A 19,949-nucleotide genomic window follows, 5' to 3' on the forward strand; every position below is an offset into this window, starting at 1 on the left:
TTTAATGCCGCGAAGCGTCATGGACTGCTGTAGCCCCCTCTCAGCATTACCCACAAGTTCGGAGTGCTTCGGTCCCTATCCCAACGGGATTGCGCCTCAAAGCCCAGAGTTGGGAGGAACGAGCTACCCTGGGAAAAACGCCATAGAATTCACAACGACTTTCAATCTAACTCGGCCCGAAGATTGAACGGCAGTCCCTTCCAGATGTCCGATTCATTGTGAAGGATACGGCATACCCCTTGGAGATCCCGAATCTCCTCAGGGGGGAGGTGAAGTCCATCGAACGTTGGCTAAGGTCGGGGCACCCACATGCCAGCGCAAGTCCGCTGGTGATGGTCCTGGTTGGCTCCGCTCTGTATGGAGCGAGCATCGGCCTCTGGCGGTCGCCGCTGCAAGCCGGGTTTGCGGCGATCAAGTTTCCGTCGGTGATTATCCTCACCACCTTAGGGACCGCATTGCTCAACGGCATGCTCGCCCCGTTGCTGGGCTTGAACATCCGGTTTCGGGAGTCGCTGGGCGCAATCCTCGCCAGTTTCGCCATTGCTTCACTAGTCCTGGGCGCCTTGAGTCCGGTTGCGTTCTTTCTAGCTTGGAACATGGTTCCCCTGGGCGAGATTCCCTCCGCAGGATCCAACGTCCACGCCTGGGTAAAACTATTTCATGTCGGTTCCATTGGACTGGCAGGCGTTGCTGCTCACGTCCGGCTTTGGCAACTCCTGAAGAAGCTGGCGGGAAGCCGTGCCGTGGCGTTTCGGGTGCTCGGGTCCTGGTTGGCCACCAATCTGTTCCTCGGCAGCCAATTCATCTGGATTTTGCGTCCCTTCATCGGGGCACCTTGGTTGCCGGTGGAGTTCCTGCGCCCCGATGCCTTCCGCGGAAGTTTCTTCGAGACGGTTTTTCATGACGTCCTACAACTGATCAGCTAACTCAACATTCAACGCCCCCCCCATCTATGACACCCAATGACGTATCGCTTCCCCCTCCCCTTCCTCCGGTTGATGGCGGAGCGCCCGCGCCCGAGGTTCCAATTCAAGGGGTCTTCTCCGCCATGGAGGCGCTGCTCCGGAGACCGGCTGATCTCTGGAGCCATCTGCGAAAACCGGGGGCCGGTGCTACAATTCTGGCGCTGATAGGGATCGCCGCGCTCTGCATGGGGGTTTATGGGATCGTCATTGGAACCTTCGCCGGAGGAGATCAACTCTGGGCTGCTCCGCTCAAAGTGGTGCTGGGGCTGCTGATCTCCGCGCTCATCTGCCTGCCCAGCCTCTATATCTTCGCCTGCCTGGGAGGCGCGAAAACGAAGCTAAGCGAAGTGGTCGGACTGCTGGCTGGATTGTTGGCGTTGATGACCATCCTGCTCGTCGGTTTTGCGCCGATCGCCTGGATCTTCGGGCAGAGCACTGATTCGCTGGGGTGGATGGGTTTCCTCCACCTTGGATTTTGGGCCGTCGCCCTGGGTTTCGCACTACGCTTCTTTTTCGCCGGATTTCGCGTTCTCGGACAAGGGGGCGGCGCCGGGCTCAAAGCCTGGATGATTCTTTTCGCGCTGGTGATGGTGCAGATGACCACAGCGCTGCGTCCCATACTGGGGCAAGCGCCCACCTTTCTCCCCCCCGAGAAAAGGTTCTTTCTCAGCCACTGGACCCAGCATTTGAAGGAGCCGAGTCCTGCTGGAGCGGAAGGCCAGAGAGGCGCGCCAGCCGGTGCTCAGCCGGCACGCTAGGGGCACGGCTACTGAAGCAGCACTTCAGCGATCTGGACCGCATTGAGCGCAGCGCCCTTCAGCAACTGATCACCGACGACCCAGAAGCAGAGGCCATTGTCCAAGGCGCAGTCTTTGCGGACGCGGCCCACTTCGCAGTTGTACTTTTCCGCCACCGTGAGGGGCAGCGGATATTCATTTTTCGCGGGATTATCGACAACATCGAGTCCGGGGGCCTGGCGCAACACCGCCATCGCGGCCTCGACAGTTACAGGCTTTTCGAAGTCGGCAGTGATCGCCACCGAATGAGCGCGATAAACCGGAACACGAACACAGGTGACACTCGCCTTGAACGAGGGATGGTGCATGATCTTGCGCCCCTCATTCTCCATCTTCATTTCTTCCTTCGTATAACCGGTAGGCAGGAAGGAGTCGACGTGTGGAAGCACGTTGAACGCGATCTGATGCGGATAAACCTCACGAGTTACCGGCTGGTTGTTCACCACTTCGGATACCTGACGCTCGAGTTCTTCGATCGCTTTGGCTCCGGTGCCGGAAACCGCCTGATAGCTGGAAGCGAAGATGCGCTTGACGCCAAACGCCTTGTGAAGCGGGTAAAGCGCCATCAGCGTGATGGCCGTGGTGCAGTTGGGATTGGCGATGATGCCGTGGTGCTTAGCCACATCCTCGGGATTGATCTCCGGGACCACCAAGGGCACCTGGTCATCCATTCGAAACGCGCTGGAGTTGTCCACCACCACGCAGCCGGCCTTGGCCGCAATGGGGGCAAACTCACGGGAGATTCCGCCGCCCGCGCTAAAGAGGGCAATGTCGATCCCCGAGAAGCTGCTGGGCGTCAACTCTTCGACCACATGCTCCTTGCCCTGGAACTTCAGCTTTTTGCCGACGGACCGAGCGGACGCCAAAAGAGTAAGCTTGCCGACGGGAAACTGACGCTTCTCCAGCGTCTTAAGCATTTCAATCCCAACGGCCCCGGTTGCACCAACGACAGCGACATGCGGATGACGATTCATAAAGGCCCGCCATCATACGTTGCTTCTGCGGCCTGTCAAATAGGAGCGATAGCCAATCCAGAGCACCTGGATCACCACATATCCCACGCAGAAGGGAGCCAACCATCGATCCAGCGGCGCACGCCCCCCCGAAACCAAGCTGAGCCGCCCTCCGAGCATCGCCTCCTGTCCTGGGCACGGGGCACTGGCCAGAATTGCCCCGGCCGGCGAAATCAACTGAGAGACACCCGAACTAGCCACTCGAAAAACACCCAGACCGTACTCCCGTGCCCGAGTGGGAGCCACGCGGGCATGGATGCCATGCTGGTAAGCCCCCCAGCTGATGGCATCCATCGTGGGTATCACCAATGCGTGAGCCCCCTTCCGAACCAGGCGATCCATGACCCGGGTGTAGCTCAGGTCGTAGCAGATCCCGATGCCGAGCTTGCCCCAGGGGCTATCCCACAGCCTCTGCTCGAAAGCGGGAATGCCATCGTCGAAAAACTGGATGGGAACGCTCTTTCCTTGTTCGAAAACGACCGAGCCGTCCGGTCCTACCACAAAGGCCGTGTTCTGCCAGCGATCTCCGTCTAAGACCCGCTTTCCTCCGATCACGAGCCACTTCTGATGGTCACGACACCATTGCTTGATGGTTAGCGGGGGTTCGCCGCCCAGGAGATACTCGTGAAGCACGAGCAGCGGGGCATTCGGATAAGCCCGAGCCAGACGATCGAGATACTTAGGCAACTCCGAGGGATTGCTTTCTTCAAGCTGCATGCCGGCCACCTCGACGCTTCCCACCTCGGTTCTGGCAGGACGAGGCAGCAGGAATGGAAGTGCACCCACCAGCAGCCATATGCTGAGCATTCCGAGGCGTCGGCGCCAGGGCGCTACGAGCAACGCCCCCCCTAACCCGACCAGCCACCAGCCGACGCCATACATGCCCCAGACCCCGAGGACCGGTGCCAGGGGCGTATCACTCAGCGCATAGCCGGTGTTCAGCCAGGAGAAACGGAGGTAGTAAAGCTCACTTCGAAAGTATTCGAAACCTGTCCAGCAGCAGGGAAGCGAGCACCCGCCGATCAACACCCCCCAGCGCTCCAGTGCGATCCTGCCCAGTAGAAGAAATAAAGCGATCCAGAGCGCCAGAATAAGCCACAGCACCACTGCGGCCGCATTGAACAATCCCCAGAAAAAATGGAGTTGCGGCCCGAAGCACAGGAACCCGATGCCGATCCCGCAATAGAAGGCTTGGCGTGGAGAGAGGTGCGGTAGCGCCTGGACCAGGAGAATGGGGTAACCGCAGATCAGCCAACCCCAACCTGGCAGGGCATAAGCCAGATGAAAGCAGAGCATCGACGAAACCAGGAAGACGAGGCCTCGGCTCAGCCGGGGCGGCTCCAGCAAGGGATGGACTGATTCCATTAGCGTTAGGCTAAACCCAAAGACCAGGTTTCGCTAGCGTGGATCTCCATAGAGGTAGTGGGAGGGGGTGATATAAAGTGGGTGAGATTCAGGTTGTACCCCGCGTGAACCTCACCCACTGCCAATCAGACCGTTCGCCCTTGGGCGGTTGCGCTGGGATTCGTGAGTGCTCAATCGCTAAGTCCTCGACCGCTAGGTCATTTCCTGCGCCTTTCCGCCTGAAGGCGGAACTCCGTACTCGGAACGGCCCCTTCGGGGTATGGAGTTCCTGCTTTAGCAGGTACCCGCGCTCGATCTCCAATCGGGGCCCCCTCCGCCTGAAAGCGGACAAATGAACTCTAAGTCTCGTCGGACTGCTCCGCGATCCACTTGGTACAAGGAAACCCCGCATGGTACTCCATGCGGGGTTTCAGAAGGCGAAGGGGTCGCCTCCACTTTTAATGGTGTGGCTCGGAGTGAGTGTCCTGTGGCTTCGTGCGCGTTCTGGCTTTCACATCTTTCGACGGAAGCAGCGATGACGGGAACGAGGGTAGAGGGCGCGCTGGGGCCGGCACAGCGTGGCCATCATCATCCGCGTGAGAATCTTGAACGACAGGCGCGTCGGATGGATGCTCAGCTGCGGCCTCTCGCGCAGCCTTTGTGGCCCGAGCAAGTTCCGCAGTCTTCTCAGCCTCCTCAGCCTGCACAATCACCGCATCCTGGCCAGGATGCGATCCCAGCCAAGCCACGGTGCCCTTCTCGAGATCATAAATGCCGCCGACGATCTGCAGTGCTCCCTCACGAACCTTCTCCCGAACAATGCCGCTGGAGGAGAGGATATCTTCGATCTGCTGCCAAACGTTAGCCTGGATAGCGGCCGCCACGATCCGTTCAGGTCCGGCGCCGACAGCCCGGGCCTTCGCAACAGCGGGCTTGATTCGATTGATCAGCACGGAAAGATGCCCCGGCAACTCCCCGCCCTTGGTAGCCGCAGTCACCGCCCCGCAGGCGCTATGTCCCAGCACAACCAGCAACGGGGTGCCCAAATGCTCAACCCCATACTCAATCGTTGCAACCTGGCTTTCATCAGCCACATTGCCGGCCACCCGCACGACAAAAAGCTCACCCACGCCTCGATCAAAGAGGACCTCGACTGGGCTGCGGGAATCCGAGCAGGCAAGGACGGTTGCAAAGGGCTTTTGGCCGTCGGAGACGGCGATGCTGCGCCGATCGGCACCCTGATTGGGATGTTTGGACTTTCCTTGGGCATACCGGGCGTTGCCTTCCTTGAGTAAGGCCAAGGAGGCTTCACGGATCAGCGCCAGGGTTTGGTCGGCCCCTTTGCGAACCGCCACCACGTCGTGCGGGTCTGATCCATGTGCGTTACCTGCCGGAGCAGGGTGGTCGGCAACCACCGGCAGCGCGTTCCACATCAGGCATCCAAGGCACCCGGTCTTCAGAATTCGTAGAATATCCAGTCTCATAGCCATACCGATTTCCTCCCAGTTCGTCCTCCACCGGAGGTCGTTCCTCTTCAATCGGCAACCCGTACCACGAAATTGAGGCGATCCAGACAGCAAATAGTCCCTCAATCTTGTGGAAGTCCGGACGATCATTACAGGGGCCGATTGCAGGATCGGCCCGAGTCCGCCGCTGTCGGCGAACCAGGGAGTCGCGAGGAATTGATCCAGAAAACCAAAACTGAATGAGCATGGAGAATCCAAAAGCCCCACTCAACGGCTTGGCTCCTGAGCAGGATGTAGGGGGCGGACTACGCAGCGTCTTGCGGGTGCTTCTCTGGCAGGCGGGATCCGAGACCGCAATCCCCTACCGCGAAGAACTAGAACGCGCCGGCTGGGACGTTCAACTGGACGGCGTGAAAACCCGAGAGGAGTTCTCCGTTCGAGTTTGGAGCTGCAACTACGATGTGGTGTTGGCCGAACCCGAACCGGGGACCGATTGCGGAGTTGACGCGGTGGAAGTCCTGCACAAGTTTCGCCGAGAGATCCCCGTGATTCTGGTCACCGGAGGCATCGGCGAAGAGAATGTGGCGGAGGCGCTGCGATCCGGAGTGACGGACTACGTTGCCAAAGACCGTCTGCGCCGACTCCCGATCGCGGTCCGGAGAATCCTCAACGAGAAGCTCGAGCGGGTCGAAAAAAAGCGGCTATCGGAGGAACGGGACCGCTTCTTCATGCTCTCCGGGGACCTGCTCGGAATCTTGAATGCCAAGGGATGCATTCTCCAGCTCAACCCGGCCTGGCAGCGCACCCTGGGCCATGAGATCGAGGAACTGGTCAAGTATCCTCTCTCCCACTGGGTTCATCCGGAGGACCAGGCTCGGCTCGCGTCGGCAATGCGCTCGCTCGCAGATGGCGCTACATCGCTGGAGTTCGAAATCCGGTGCTCTTCGGCCGATGGGTCGTACCGGTGGCTGCAATGGCGAGCCTCGAGCCTCCCCCGCCAACACCTCATCTACGCCACCGCCCGGGACGTCTCGGAGAAGAAGGTTCTGGAAGCGCAACTGCTGAGATCACAGCGAATCGAAAGCATCGGCACCTTGGCCAATGGCATCGCCCATGACCTCAACAACGTGCTGACCCCTATCCTGATGGCTGTGGAGATCCTGCAGGATGTCACCACCGAACCACGGGCCAAAAAGCTGCTCAACACCGTCCAGAGCAGCGCTCAGCACGGAGCGGCCATGGTGAAGCAAATCCTGGCCTTCTCGAAAGGCGCGGATGGTGAAAAGCTCCCTCTGCAGGTGCATCATTTGGTGAACCAGATGCGGGACTTCGCCCACGACACCTTCCCTAAGTCGATCGAGATCCAAACTCGAATCGCCCCTAACCTGTGGATGATCAAAGGCGACTCAACCCAACTCCATCAGGTTCTCCTGAACCTGTGCGTCAACGCGCGCGACGCCATGCTCACTGGTGGGAAACTCTGCATCGAAGTGTTCAATCGGGAGTTGGAGGAACCCTACACCCGGCTGCATTTGGATGCACGATGCGGCCCCTATGTGGTGATCTCCGTCACCGACACCGGCAGCGGGATCCCGCACGAGATCATCGAAAAGATTTTCGAGCCCTTTTTCACCACCAAAGACTCGGGTCGTGGCACCGGGCTGGGTCTCTCGACGGTGCTCGGCATCGTCAAGGGGCATGGGGGCTTTCTCAACGTCTATAGCGAGCCGGGCAAAGGAACCCGTTTCACCGTCTACCTCCCAGCACTGGCGACCGAGAGGCAAATCACCGTTCAGAAACAAGATCCCGTTCGTTGGTCCGGAAAAGGGGAGTGTGTGCTGGTCATCGACGATGAGAGTTCATTCCGAGATATCACGAAGTCCATCCTCGAGCGCTACAATTACCGCGTTCTCACTGCCAGCGAGGGATCCGGCGCCTTGGCACTGGTGGCTCAGCACCGGGGAGAAATCGCCCTGGCCATCACCGACATGATGATGCCCGAGATGGATGGGGCCACGACTCTCAAGGCCCTCCATAAGCTGGACCCAGATCTACGGCTGATCGCCACCAGCGGTATGTCACCCCCGGAACGTTTCCAGCCGTTGGAGGACGAAATGCAGATACCATTCCTCCTCAAACCCTATGCCACCGCGAAACTCCTCCAGACGGTGCATGACACGCTGGCCGGGATTCCGGCGAGGAAAATGCTAGCCCCCTGAGGCTCCACGCTCACCGGACGAGCGGGCGTCAAACCGAGCTTGGTATTGGAACTGCTACGAGCCGGACTGCGAGACAAGCTGACCCGACCGGCTCGACATTCGAACTCCGGGGGCTTGGGTCCATCAGGGGCCCGGCAGACGAGTCTTAAGACATGACATGAATAGCTATCGAAGATACCCCCGGCCAGGGACGAACTCCGAAGCCCAGACCGATGGGAAAGCGCGCTCCACTGGGGTTGCCCAACCAATTCCTGAGGCAGCTGCCCTGGGGACCGAGGCGGCAATTCTCCTCACCACGCCAGTGGTATTTTTCCGAGAAGGCGGCAGGAAGCGCTTGGAGGAGCGAGAGATCCCCATGGCAAGTTTCCAGGCCGATAGCTGGCCGGTTCAACTCAAGCAACACGGCATATCGGTCGATAAAGGACTTGGGTTTCCTTCCTAGGGATCCCCTATGCAAGCCGACAGCAACAACAAGCTCACCACGGGACGAATCTTGGTGATCGACGACGACCGTATGTCTCGTCGGTGCCTCATCGCGTTCCTCGAGCGAGCGAGCTATCAAGTAGTCGAGTCCTCTGGAGTCGATCACACGCTCGGCATGTTGAAGAGCGGAAGCGAGAAACTCGAATCCTTCGACTGCATCGTGACGGACTACCGGATGCCGGAGAAGGACGGACTCTGGATGCTGACCTGGCTGCAAAACAATGCTCCCGAGATGGCAGCCATTATGGTGACTGCCGAGGGCGAGAAGGAGCTGGTGATGGCCAGCCTACGCCAAGGTGCTTGTGACTTTCTCGACAAGCCGATTGAGGCCAAAGCTTTGTTGTCAGCGGTCCAGAAAGCCTGTGCCAACACGAGTCGCGCGCGGGAACTTCAGCGCGCGGCTTCCGATGTGCTGGCGGTGGGCCGGGAGCAACTGCGGATGGTCGGGGGGGCGATTCCGAACTGCGGCCTCGCCGTCGACCTGAGCTATCATCCCAGCCATGAGGCCGGCGGCGATTATCTCGGGGTGTTCCCGTTGGGCGACGATCGATTCCTGGTGCTGGCCACCGATGTTTCCGGACACGACTTGAGGGCGGCCTATCTATCATCCTATTTCCAAGGCTTCGTCCGAGGTATGATCGAAGCCCAAACCCCCATCGAGGAGGTGCTCAAGCGATTCAACCAATACCTGCTGAGCGACTCCAATCAAAATGGCGCGGCCCAGGGGGGAGGTGACAGCGCAACCTCAGTGGCGGTCTGCGCCCTAATGATCCACCGCGGCTCAGGGATCGCCCGCTCGCTCTGCTGTGGGTTCCCGCTACCGGTCTATTCGGACGGAAACCGCAACCTCGAGGTGATGGGAGATGTGTGGAGTTCTCCGCTCGGCTGGTTTCCTGACGCGGTTGAGGAACCGGTTGAAATCCCAATCTCAGGGACAGGACGGTTTTATCTTTGGACCGATGGCCTGGAGGACCTCGCCGTCCAACTCGGCGTCAATCCGCTCAGCTGCGCTTTCGCGCTTATGCAGGCGCGGCGGCAAGGTTGCAGCCCGCTGTGGATGAAGCAGGCGCAGGACGACATTCTTTTCGCCTGCATCCATATAGCCCCCCCTGTTCCGGGCCAGCCCATCTTTTATCCCGTCTACCAAGCCCGGAACTCTGGGGCGGAAGCGGCTCGGATCGATGAGCTTCAAGACCGGTGGTCGCGATCACTGAAGACTGCCCTGCCAGGACTCAACGACGAACGCTTTTACGACGTGATCCTTTGCCTGCGGGAAGTGACGATCAACGCGCTCAAACACGGTTGTGGAGGTCTGCAGGACCAGTTCGCCACGCTCCTGATCGAATGTGAACCCGTCCGCAACATCCTGAGGATCGTCATCTCCGATCCTGGACCTGGTCACAGCTTCGATTGCGCGGCGCATCGCAAGCAAGCAGAGGAGGACATGGTTTGCGAGCACCGGGGGCTGATCTTGTTGGAGGCCCTCGCGACCAAAATAACCACCAGCCGCCGAGGCGCTCAGGTGGAACTCGAGTTCGATCTAAACCCTGCACCGCTGGCCGCCATCGTCGCCTAGCCAACTCTGACTTAACACCAATTTGCCCGTTACTTTATGAAACATAATCTGGATACGAACACGAATACATTGTCCATTGCCTTCCCTGGGGATGTGCTCAGCACGAACGTCGACGGCCTTCGCGAGGCCGCCTTTGGACTTTTGGAAGGGGAGCGACTGAAGCAAGCAAACTGGACCACGCTGAAACTGGATCTGACCGCGGCCAAAATGGTCGATTCCGCCGGTTTGAACCTGATTGTCTCGATCATCAAGCACGCGAAGAACCGAGGGGCCGCTGTGCGGGCCACGGTAGGTAACCCCAACGTGTATCGGACGTTCATCTTTACGCGACTCGACAAGCAGCTCGATCTCAGCCAAGCCGCCTAAAAAACGGTCGGAATACCCTCCTCCAAGATGCGCACTCGATGGCTTTGGCCCTCCTGGTGGGCGATTTGCTTCAGCCAGGTAGGGGGAGCGTCCAACGCCTCGAAGGAGAGTTTGAAGGAGCCGAAGTGCATGGGGATGAACCACTGCGCTCCCAGGTCCTTGAACACTTTCATGGCTTCATCGGGTCCCATGTGGACCTGCCGAAAGGTGTCTGGATAATAGGCCCCGATGGGAAGCAACGCGATCTCCGGAGCGCACCGCTGCCCAATCTCCTTGAATCCGTCGAAATAAGCACTATCGCCGGCGTGGTAGATCTTCCGGCCCTGATGCTCGAGCAGAAACCCTCCGTAGCCGCGATGATGATCGTGCAACGTCCGAGCCCCCCAATGCTTCGCCGGCGTGAGGGTCACTTTCCAATCGCCGCTTGAGAAGCCCTCCCAGGTCTGCAGCTCAACGATACGGCCGAAGCCCAGGTCTCGCGCCAACTCCCCCACCCCCCAGGGCATCACACCAATCTTGGGTGCTGGGATTCGCCGAAGGGTCGGTTTGTGGAAGTGATCAAAGTGAGCGTGCGTCAGCAGCACCAGGTCGATCGGGGGCAGATCCTTGATCCTGATCCCAGACCGCTTCAGCCGCTTCAGGAGGAACAGCCAATTCGCGAAGTTCGGATCGATGAGGACGTTCAAGTCGTTGAACTGAACCAGAAACGAGGCATGGCCAATCCACGTGATCGCAACCTTCCCAGCGCTCAACTCGGGATAAACCGGGCGTTTGTGCTGGCCGGTTCGCGGAGTCAGCCATGCTTTCCACACCATCTCATAAAAAAACGTCCGCGGATTAAAGTGGTTGCTAGGAGTTAACTCCTTGAACGAACGCGGGATGCGCCGCTTAGGGCGGTGCGGCGGGACGGAATCTGCCGGGTCCATGCTCATGCGTAAAGACTTGATACCCTAGGCGCTAGTACGGGACTGAATAAAGCACAAACGACCAAGGTCCAATCGACGGTGTTGTTAGAAAGACTGTTTATGAAAACAAGCATAGCTCTTCTGAGCGCAATGGTGATCAGTTCTTCTCCTTTCGCCTCCACATCGTTCGCCGGCGATCGCGAATGGGCCACCGCAGGCAAAGTCCTGACGGGAGTGTTCGCTGCCCACGCCATCAGCCGAGTGTTGGAACCCCCCGTGTATGTGGCGCCGGCCCCGGTTTATGTGCAATCCGCACCCGTGGTCGTACAGACCGTGCAAACGCAGCCAGCCCAAGTGGTGTACCAAACTGTGCAGACCACTACGCCCGTCATCCCGAATGCCCCCACCGTGGCCGCCGCGCCGGTAGCTCCACCGGCTCCAACGATTCCTGCCACCACGACCACCACCACGACCACCACCACGACCACCACGTCGTATGTGGTGCAGCAGCCGGTGTATGTCCAGTCCGCTCCGGTCTATGTATCCGCGCCTCCCGTCTATGTGGCTCCCGTCTATGCCCCGGCCCCGGTGATCAGCTTCGGCTTTGGATTCGGACACTATCGGGGTTGCGGGCCGATCGGTTATCGCACGCACCACCACCACCACGGTCGCGGACGCTGGTAGAACCATCCCTTCGGCTCAGCAGCCTGTAAGCACAAGCGCTTCCCTCAACGGAAGCGCTTTCTTATTGCCCCCCTTCCTTCCAAGCTTGAGCTGAAGCCCACAACTCGTCACGCTTCCCTTCATGATCTTCACCGGAATTAGCGACGAAGCAGGCAACACCCTGGACACGCAGATCTCCGCCCTCCGTGAGTTAGGGTGGAAGCATATCGAGATGCGGGGCGTGGAGGTGCCGGGATTTCCGAAAGCCAACTTTCATGACATTCCTGAAGCTGCCTTCGAGTTGGCCTTGGAGAAATTCTCCGAGGTCGGGATTCAGGTCTACTGTTTTGGCTCAACCATCATGAACTGGGCGAAGCGAATCGATGATCCTCCGTTTCAAGTGACGTTGGATGAAGTCAGCCGGTGCATTCCCCGAATGCAGCGTTGCGGCGCCCGATTCGTCCGGATCATGAGCTTCAAACCAGCGGATGCCGACGAGGAGATTCCCCAGGCGGTTTTCGAGCGCGTTCGCGAAGTGACCCGCCGTTTTCTCGATGCAGGGATTCAACCCGTTCACGAGAACTGCATGAATTACGGAGGCATGAGTGCACGGCACGCCAAGCAACTGCTGCAGGAAGTGCCTGGCCTCAAGTGGGTATTCGACACGGCCAATCCGATTTTCAACACCGATCGCTCGCAGACGAAGCCTTGGCCGAAGCAGGATCCCTGGCAGTTCTGGACCGAGGTTCGGGATGTCACGGTCCATATCCACGTCAAAGATGCGACCTGGAATCCAGAGAAGAATGACGCGGACTATCGCTGGCCAGGGGAAGGTGCAGGTCGGGTAAAGGACATTCTCCAGGACGCGCTGCGGCGAGGCTATGATGGGGGAATTTCGATTGAGCCTCACATGGTGGTCGTCTTTCACGATGCGGGCAGTAAGTCGAACGACCAAGCCATCCGGGAAAACTTCGTCGAGTATGGACGCCGCCTGGAAGCGCTCGTGAATTCCGTAAAGCCGAGCCGGTGAGGTTCAACCTAAACCCACGACCGGACTAGCTACGAACGAACAGAAAAAAGAGCGACTCCCGAAGGAGTCGCTCTTGAACAATTCTGAAGTTATCTAGGAGGCCTTAGTGGGCAGCTTCCTTGCCATCGATGTGGATGGCCTTGTACCCGCCGATGCTCTTGAAGTAGATCAACAACAAGAGGTAGACTACTGCCATCGCTAGCGGGATGAACGAATCGGCCTTCAGAGTCTTGCGGTCACCAGCGATGCTGGCGGCGACCACTGCGGCTTGCGAAGGGGTGCGCTGGCTAGCTTCAACCTTTTGAGCCTCCGCGAGCTTGGTACCATCCAAGGCTGTCACTTCGTTGAAGAACAGGAACTTGCTCGGCTTGGCCGCCTTGAATTCTTCGAGCGCGGCAGGGTTCGCCTGAGCGAGCGCTTCAGTAGCGAATCGGTCCTTGCCATAACCAAGTCCGGGAGATCCGATCAACCCAGCCGACATCATTCCAATGCCACCCATGATGCTAATCGCGATGGCACCCGTTCTAGGAAATCGATCAGAGGCAACCGCCAACATTGTCGGCCAGAAAAAGGTCTTTCCTACCGCATAGATCCCAAGTGCCGCCATGGCCACGGGGAATGTTGTCATATTGCTGGCAAGCTGCAGTCCAACAAATCCCAGGACCGCACAGGTCACCAGCAATCCAATCGGTGATAAGCCGAGTCGCTTCTCGATGAAATCGGCGCAAAACCGGAGGCTGAACATAATGGCCGAAGTCCACATGAAGAGATACTTACCTTCCTGCGAAGTGAAAAGATTCCCGGTGATGTTCTGAATCCAACCATCGGTTCCCAATTCCACAGCGCCAACCATCGCGTGAACCAGGAACAGGACGAAGAGAAGCGCTGAACCCAGGGAAAACTTGGTCAGGACACCCACGCCAATCAACGCGGCTCCAGCAATGCCATAGGCCACCACGGGGCTGAGACCAAGCGCGTTTTGACCGAAGAGGGAGAGGAGGTAGCAAACAATCAGGGCGCCGAGAATACCGACATCCTTGAACATCTGACCGAAGCTGAGACCCTGCTTGGAAGCTTCCGACTTAGGCATGTGCTGCCCCAAAAACATGAGGCCGTAACCGATGGTGGGGATCAGGTAGAGAGCGAGCTGGATCTGCCAGCTCAGCTTCATACGGTCGTCCAGGATCCATCCGAGCACACTGCCGATCACCAACCCGGCCGGCCAGCTCGCATGAAGGATGTTGAGGTAGTGAGTTCGCTTATTCGGGAAGAGTGTGGCCACCAACGGATTCGCCACGGCCTCCAGGGTGCCATTCGCATAGGCAAAAATAAACATGCCCCAATAAAGGCTCTGGTAAGCGGTGTCCCCCTTGGCGGTAAAGGTCACCACCGCAGAAAGAACGTGCATGACGAACGCGAGGATCACCAGCTTGCCATAGCCGATCTTATCGCACACCACCCCACCTAGAATAATTCCGAAACAGAAGCCGGTGAATCCCGCCCCGCCGATGTCGCCCAACTGCTGCGCGGTGAATCCATACTCCGCACCCCAGTTGTCAAAGATGCCGCCGCGAATGGCGAATCCAACGCCCGCCGCGAGGATGGCCATGAAGCCGGCCCACAACAGCCTACTGGCGTTGGGTGCGACTGCGTCATTGTTTCCGTTACTCATAGTTTTTTCGTATCTTGATGTTTGGTGTTGAGCCGTGGGGTACTTTATTGGGTAAACGCGGGGAGCTTGACGATCTCACCGCCCTTGAGGGCAGACTCGTGGGCGCAAAGGCCGACACAGGTCCAGTTGGCCGACTCCCGAGCGTTGGGGAAAGGTTCACGATCCTCCACGACCGCCGAGATGAATTCATGCGCCAAATGGGGATGCGACCCTCCATGACCCGCTCCTTGAGTGAAGCTCAGGTGCGTCTTCTTGCCCAAGTCATACACGCCCTTGGTGGTGAAGCGCTGAATGGGTTTCGGCAAGAGTTTAGCGTAGTCGGGGCTCTTGACCCGCTTGGGAATCTCAGGCTCGGGCAATTTGGCGCGGTGCAAGACGAGCGGCTCGTGCTCAATCAACGGCCATTCCACCGACGCTTTCGAACCGTAGACGTCGATGCTCTCTCGGTATTGGCGGGCCACGTCGAACAAGGACCGGTAAATGCGGGCGCTGAGGTCGGACTTCTTGAACTTGATATGGGTGGTCTCGACGGCAAAGGGCGACTTGTAGTGCTTGATCAGCTCCTTGCGGATGGTCCCGGAACCGAAGCAGGAAACATATTCCGCGGTCGCCTTGGTCAGACCGCAGACGGGTCCGACGCAGTGGGTCGCATACCACATGGGCGGCAAACCAGGCCAATAGTTAGGCCAGCCATCCATGTCTTGCTGATGACTCGCCTGCAGAAATTGGATCTTGCCCAGCTGGCCCTTCTCGTAGAGCTCCTTAATGTAGAGAAACTCGCGGGCATAGACCACGGTTTCCATCATCATGTACTTCAGCTTGGTCTTCTTCTGCAGCTCCACGATCTTCTTGCAGTCCTCAATCGAGGTCGCCATCGGCACCGTGCAAGCCACGTGCTTGCCAGCCTTGAGCCCGGCGATGGACATCCAAGCATGATCGGGGATGGGGGAGTTGATATGGACCACATCCACCTTAGGATCCTTCAGCAGCTGACGGTAGTCCGTGTAGCGCGCGCCGATGTCGAACGCGTTGCCGATCGCATCCAGCTTCTTGGGATCGCGCTGGCAGATGGCATACATGTTCGCGTTCGGATGCCGCTGATAGATCGGTATGAACTCAGCCCCGAAACCGAGGCCGACAATAGCAATGTTCAGTTTGCGTTGACTCATGATGAAATAGCGTTGCGCAGCTCGTTCGTTTGAACTCTCGTCGCCAAACCCGAGCAAAGCAGGTCCTCAGACCTCAGAGCGCAGGACGGCAGTGCGAGTGATAACAACTTTCAGGGGGGGGCAGTGTCAACCTAAAAGGGAGCCATCAGCGGGAGCGGGGAGGGGCTGCGATGCGGGCTGAGCGAATCTCGGGCAGTAGCACCAAACAAGCCAGACCGATGAGACTCGCACATCCCGCTGCCAACCAGCCGACCGGAAAGCGATCGATGCAATAGAATGCGGCGGCGGGGGCGAGAACCCCCCGGACTCCCGTGAGAAAGGTGTGCACGGACATGTACTCCGCCACGCGCTCGGGGGGAGCAAACCGGGTCACCCAAAGACTCCAAGCCACATCACCTCCGGCATTCGAAATCCCGTAGATCACCGCAGCGGCAATCAGGCCCCAGGCACTATCGGAGGTAAAGAATCCTAGAATCCCAAGGGCAAATCCCACGTTGAGCGTCATCCGCAGCCCAAAAAAATTCATCCGATCAAACAAGTGCCCCCAGACCGGACTCATCACGAAGCGAGCGGCATGCGGGATCACCCCGGTAAGCATGGCGACTACATCCGGCTCCAGGGCCAGGTGGTATTTGGGGTTGGCGAGATATTCAATGCGGAGCGGAAGCATCATCAGATTGGCGAACCCCATCAGCATCCAGCTGATGAGCGTCCGTGCGAATAAGGGGTCGCCGGAAACATGCCGCCATCCACGCAAGGGATGCGCTCCAGTATCCGCCAGCAAAGGGGTGGAAGGACACTGCGCCAAACACCAACTTCCAAACGCCAGGGCCAGGCCAAACAGTCCAACCAGCCAACGAAAGGATTCCATTCGTTCCCGCAGCAACCACCCCCCCAAGCCACTCACCACCGCGGCGGTGGCGATCCGGATCATGAACGTTCGGGAAAACAATCGACCCCGGGTCTCCGCAGGATAGTTTTCTTGGTAGATCTGTGTGACCAAAGGCACACAAGCCGATGAAGCGATCAGACCGAGGGTTGTGCCGATCACGAATATCGGCAGGTAAGGCACTACCGCGGCGAGCAGCATCGCAATCGCTCCCGCAGCGAGAATCCGACTACCCGCCTGAGCAACCGGAAGTCCGGCGCGAGCCGTAAACCACACGGTCATGGGGGAGACCAAGAGCCCGGCACTGGATCCCGCGGCAAGAATCGCTTTCGCCACAGAACCCGCGGCGTACCATCGGACCGCGATGAGCAGCAGAAAAGTCCCGGCCGCCGCCTCAAGAACCCCGCTGCTCAGGGCCCGCCAGCATTCGAATCGATAGGTTCTTTCCGTGATGGACGCAGCGCGCATTCCGCTGAGAACCCTAGAGGAAGTAGTCTGTGGCGGGAAATGATATCGCAACCCGATCACTCTCCAAAAAGCCGACAGAGCGACCACGCCACGCGAGACCAGCAAAAAGAACCGTTGACAAAGCGCGGAAGAATTTTAAGTTTTGATCAGCTTTTGATTCGGGTAGCAGCACGTTTCTTCAGCGGGGTTCTCCACCCCCACCTCCTTGGCGTCTGTTGCCCGAATCTCTTTTTTTCGAAAGCGTCACAAGAACCAAGGTGAATCCACCCTTAAAAGACCGTAGCGCGAGGAAAACGTTGCGGCAAAAAATGGAGAATCTTCATGAAGACCAACCAAAAGACCTTCATGACAGGCTTCTCTGAGGGGCCAGGACGGCAGGCAGGGAGAACCTCCGACAGCCCTCATCCCAGGAAGATCTAGAGTGACTGCAGGCCAGCAACCACCGTCGAGGCGATGTGGTTAGGCTCCTGCACCTCGCGGCAGGCGTCCCATGGTGTCGGCGCTGGTGCTACTCCGGTCAATCAGACCGCAGCTTCGCCGGTTTCCTCGGTGCGGATGCGGATCGCATTCTCGATCGGGCTCACAAACACCTTACCATCGCCAATTTTGCCGGTCTTGGCGGCCTTGACGATCGCCTTAACAGCATCGTCCACAACATTATCCGCCACAACGAGTTCCAGCTTAATTTTGGGAAGAAAATCGACCGTGTACTCGCTTCCTCGATAGATCTCAGTATGACCCTTTTGTCGGCCAAATCCTTTGACCTCCGTCACCGTCATTCCTTCGACGCCGACCGCGGCGAGGGCTTCCTTAACATCGTCCAGCTTAAACGGTTTGATGATTGCCTCGAGCTTTTTCATTGATTCGGAGGTAATACTAGCGGGCGAGGGTGGGGTGTAAACATGAAATCTGAGCCGGCGCCTAAAAATCAGCAAATCCGAACCCGGATTCTCTCCAGAAAAGCATTGATCCCAAGCTGCCGTTTGCTACTTTACCCAGCCCTGCGACCAGCGCAGGGAACTGAACGGTCTTAAAAATCCTGAGCCCGAATGGATTCAGGGGACCATAATAGTATCGAATCAAATCCCGTGAGCAACGGGATGGCTTTAGCCGACTGGATAGGCAGCTCAGCCAAACATAGGCGCAGCACCTCCAGTGGTTAGGGTTGACCACACGAAAGAACATTGTGACGAATATTGGTGTTAAGGAACTGTTGGAAGCCGGCGTGCATTTCGGGCATCAAACCCGGAGGTGGAATCCGAAGATGAAGCGCTTCATTTTCGACGCTCGAAATGGCATCCACATCATCGACCTCAGCAAGACCCTGGTTCAGCTTCAGGAAGCCTGCACCTTCTTGCACAAGATCGCCAGCAAGGGCGGCAACGTGCTGTTCATCGGCACTAAGAAGCAAGCCCAAGAGGCCATCAAGGAAGCAGCCAAGGCCTGCAATCAATTTTATTCCTCGGAACGCTGGCTCGGCGGAACGCTCACCAACTTCAACACCGTCAAGCGCTCCATCGCCCGTATGCGTAAGATCGAGCAGATGGAAGCCGATGGGACCATGAGCGAGTACGGCAAGCAGGAGCAGTCGATGTATCGCCGCGAGATGGCTCGCCTGATGCGCAACTTCGAAGGCATCCGCACCATGGAGAAGTATCCGGCCGCGATGTTTATCGTGGACGTGAAGCGCGAACACAATGCGGTGGCCGAAGGTCGTCGCCTGGGCATCCCCATCGTGGCCATCGTGGACACCAATTGCGATCCCGACCTGGTGGACTACCCGATTGCGGGCAACGACGACGCCATCCGCTCCGTCCGACTGATCCTGACCGCCGTGGTCCAGACCATCACTCAGGCGCGCGCCGAGTACCAGGCCAAGTTTGGACGTCGCGGCCAGGACGCCGCCGCTGAACCCGCTGCCGCTGCCCCGGCCCCTGCCGCTGAGGCTGCTCCGGCTCCCGCCCAGGCATAAATTGACGAGTCTCGGACGGCGCACCGGTTAAGCGGCCGCCGTCCGTGCTCATCCCCATCCGAACTAGAACAAGAGAAGATTCGTGCTATGGCTGAAATTTCTGCTGCTAATGTTGCCAAGCTCCGCGAGATGACCAATGCGGGCTTGATGGAATGCAAAAAGGCCCTCACCGAGGCCAACGGCGACATGAATGTCGCCGTCGATATCCTCCGCAAAAAGGGCGCGGCTTCCGCGGCCAAAAAAGCGACCCGCGAGGCGAAGGAAGGCGTCATCGCCCAATACATCGCCCCCGGCGGCCGAGTTGGATCGCTCATCGAGGTGAACTGTGAGACGGACTTTGTTGCACGCAACGAAGGTTTCCGCGCCTTCTGCGAGGAAGTCGCTCGGAAGTTCACCGAGAACCCCAGCGTCGACCTCGAGGCGGACCGCACCGCTCAGGTGGCGAAGATCGGGGAGAACATCCGAATCGCACGCCATCAGCGGCTGGAAGTCGCCGGCTCTGGTTTTGTCGGCGCTTACATCCACACCGGCTCCAAGGTAGGCGTGCTGGTGGAAGTGGCCGTCGGCAAGCAGGCCACGACCGAGCGCGATGAATTCAAGCAGCTCGTGCGTGATCTCACCCTGCAGATCGCTGCCGCCAGCCCGACCGTGGTTTCGCGCGAGCAGGTCGATCAGGCCATCTTGGCCAAGGAAAAGGAAATCGCTGCCGAGCAGGTCAAAGGCAAGCCGCCACAGGCGATTGCCAAGATCGTCGAAGGCAAGCTGGAGAAATTCTACCAGGGCCAGTGCCTGGTGGACCAAGGCTTTGTAAAGCGGAATTCTGAAGTCACCGTTCGCGAGCAGATCGCCGAAGTGGGCAAACAACTCGGCGACGAGGTGACTGTGCGACGCTTTCTCCGTTTCCAGGTCGGCGAGACCGCCGGAGCCTAGTCTCCACTCGTCATCGTTTTCA

General features: G+C 58.6%; 17 protein-coding genes. 9 read left to right on the forward strand and 8 right to left on the reverse strand.

Annotated features, from left to right (window positions below; all coding sequences use genetic code 11):
* The first annotated feature begins 218 nt into the window (after window positions 1-218).
* Both JNN07_18630 and JNN07_18635 read left to right on the forward strand, forming a co-directional pair.
* The gene (locus tag JNN07_18630) at window positions 219-926 is read left to right on the forward strand and encodes a hypothetical protein (protein ID MBL9169762.1); all 708 of its coding nucleotides are present in this window, start codon (window positions 219-221) and stop codon (window positions 924-926) included.
* Between the two features lie 26 nt (window positions 927-952).
* Window positions 953-1,723: a hypothetical protein gene (locus JNN07_18635; GenBank protein MBL9169763.1), complete on the forward strand. Its 771-nt coding sequence runs from the start codon at window positions 953-955 to the stop codon at window positions 1,721-1,723.
* Between the two features lie 8 nt (window positions 1,724-1,731).
* Here the strand turns inward: JNN07_18635 and JNN07_18640 are convergent, their stop codons facing one another.
* The 3 genes from JNN07_18640 to JNN07_18650 all read right to left on the reverse strand — a co-directional run bounded on the left by JNN07_18640 (window position 1,732) and on the right by JNN07_18650 (window position 5,603).
* A complete protein-coding gene (locus JNN07_18640) occupies window positions 1,732-2,736 on the reverse strand; it encodes an aspartate-semialdehyde dehydrogenase (GenBank protein MBL9169764.1) in 1,005 nt (334 codons plus the stop codon).
* Between the two features lie 12 nt (window positions 2,737-2,748).
* Complete coding sequence (locus JNN07_18645; GenBank protein ID MBL9169765.1) at window positions 2,749-4,140, reverse strand: hypothetical protein; 1,392 nt, start codon at window positions 4,138-4,140, stop codon at window positions 2,749-2,751.
* Between the two features lie 437 nt (window positions 4,141-4,577).
* Window positions 4,578-5,603, reverse strand: a complete 1,026-nt coding sequence (locus JNN07_18650; GenBank protein MBL9169766.1) for a carbonic anhydrase — start codon at window positions 5,601-5,603, stop codon at window positions 4,578-4,580.
* Window positions 5,604-5,830: 227 nt separating this feature from the next.
* Between JNN07_18650 and JNN07_18655 the strand changes: the two genes are divergently transcribed.
* From JNN07_18655 to JNN07_18665, 3 genes are all read left to right on the forward strand, one after another.
* Window positions 5,831-7,804 (forward strand): response regulator, encoded by a 1,974-nt coding sequence (locus tag JNN07_18655; GenBank protein ID MBL9169767.1) that lies wholly within the window; start codon window positions 5,831-5,833, stop codon window positions 7,802-7,804.
* A gap of 451 nt (window positions 7,805-8,255) precedes the next feature.
* Window positions 8,256-9,863, forward strand: a complete 1,608-nt coding sequence (locus JNN07_18660; GenBank protein MBL9169768.1) for a response regulator — start codon at window positions 8,256-8,258, stop codon at window positions 9,861-9,863.
* A 36-nt stretch (window positions 9,864-9,899) separates the two neighbouring features.
* Window positions 9,900-10,229: an STAS domain-containing protein gene (locus JNN07_18665; GenBank protein MBL9169769.1), complete on the forward strand. Its 330-nt coding sequence runs from the start codon at window positions 9,900-9,902 to the stop codon at window positions 10,227-10,229.
* Here the strand turns inward: JNN07_18665 and JNN07_18670 are convergent.
* Window positions 10,226-11,161 (reverse strand): MBL fold metallo-hydrolase, encoded by a 936-nt coding sequence (locus JNN07_18670; protein MBL9169770.1) that lies wholly within the window; start codon window positions 11,159-11,161, stop codon window positions 10,226-10,228. The genes JNN07_18665 and JNN07_18670 overlap by 4 nt on opposite strands.
* A 93-nt stretch (window positions 11,162-11,254) precedes the next feature.
* On the opposite strand from JNN07_18670, the gene JNN07_18675 reads away from it, so the two are divergent.
* Together JNN07_18675 and JNN07_18680 are read left to right on the forward strand one after the other, a co-directional pair.
* Window positions 11,255-11,818, forward strand: a complete 564-nt coding sequence (locus tag JNN07_18675; protein MBL9169771.1) for a hypothetical protein — start codon at window positions 11,255-11,257, stop codon at window positions 11,816-11,818.
* 121 nt (window positions 11,819-11,939) lie between these two features.
* Window positions 11,940-12,827, forward strand: a complete 888-nt coding sequence (locus JNN07_18680; GenBank protein MBL9169772.1) for a sugar phosphate isomerase/epimerase — start codon at window positions 11,940-11,942, stop codon at window positions 12,825-12,827.
* 103 nt (window positions 12,828-12,930) lie between these two features.
* On the opposite strand, the gene JNN07_18685 is transcribed toward JNN07_18680, so the two are convergent.
* From JNN07_18685 to JNN07_18700, 4 genes are all read right to left on the reverse strand, one after another.
* Complete coding sequence (locus JNN07_18685; protein ID MBL9169773.1) at window positions 12,931-14,436, reverse strand: MFS transporter; 1,506 nt, start codon at window positions 14,434-14,436, stop codon at window positions 12,931-12,933.
* Window positions 14,437-14,543: 107 nt separating this feature from the next.
* Window positions 14,544-15,668 (reverse strand): Gfo/Idh/MocA family oxidoreductase, encoded by a 1,125-nt coding sequence (locus tag JNN07_18690; GenBank protein ID MBL9169774.1) that lies wholly within the window; start codon window positions 15,666-15,668, stop codon window positions 14,544-14,546.
* Between the two features lie 145 nt (window positions 15,669-15,813).
* Window positions 15,814-17,025, reverse strand: a complete 1,212-nt coding sequence (locus JNN07_18695; protein ID MBL9169775.1) for an MFS transporter — start codon at window positions 17,023-17,025, stop codon at window positions 15,814-15,816.
* Between the two features lie 521 nt (window positions 17,026-17,546).
* A complete protein-coding gene (locus JNN07_18700; GenBank protein ID MBL9169776.1) occupies window positions 17,547-17,885 on the reverse strand; it encodes a P-II family nitrogen regulator in 339 nt (112 codons plus the stop codon).
* Between the two features lie 326 nt (window positions 17,886-18,211).
* Between JNN07_18700 and rpsB the strand changes: the two genes are divergently transcribed.
* Both rpsB and tsf read left to right on the forward strand, forming a co-directional pair.
* Window positions 18,212-18,997, forward strand: coding sequence for a 30S ribosomal protein S2 (rpsB, locus tag JNN07_18705; protein ID MBL9169777.1), 786 nt, complete (start codon window positions 18,212-18,214; stop codon window positions 18,995-18,997).
* Window positions 18,998-19,084: 87 nt separating this feature from the next.
* Window positions 19,085-19,927: a translation elongation factor Ts gene (tsf, locus tag JNN07_18710; protein ID MBL9169778.1), complete on the forward strand. Its 843-nt coding sequence runs from the start codon at window positions 19,085-19,087 to the stop codon at window positions 19,925-19,927.
* Window positions 19,928-19,949: the final 22 nt, after the last annotated feature.

It is taken from the genome of Verrucomicrobiales bacterium (genome assembly GCA_016793885.1).
In the GTDB taxonomy this organism is placed as follows: domain Bacteria; phylum Verrucomicrobiota; class Verrucomicrobiia; order Limisphaerales; family UBA11320; genus UBA11320.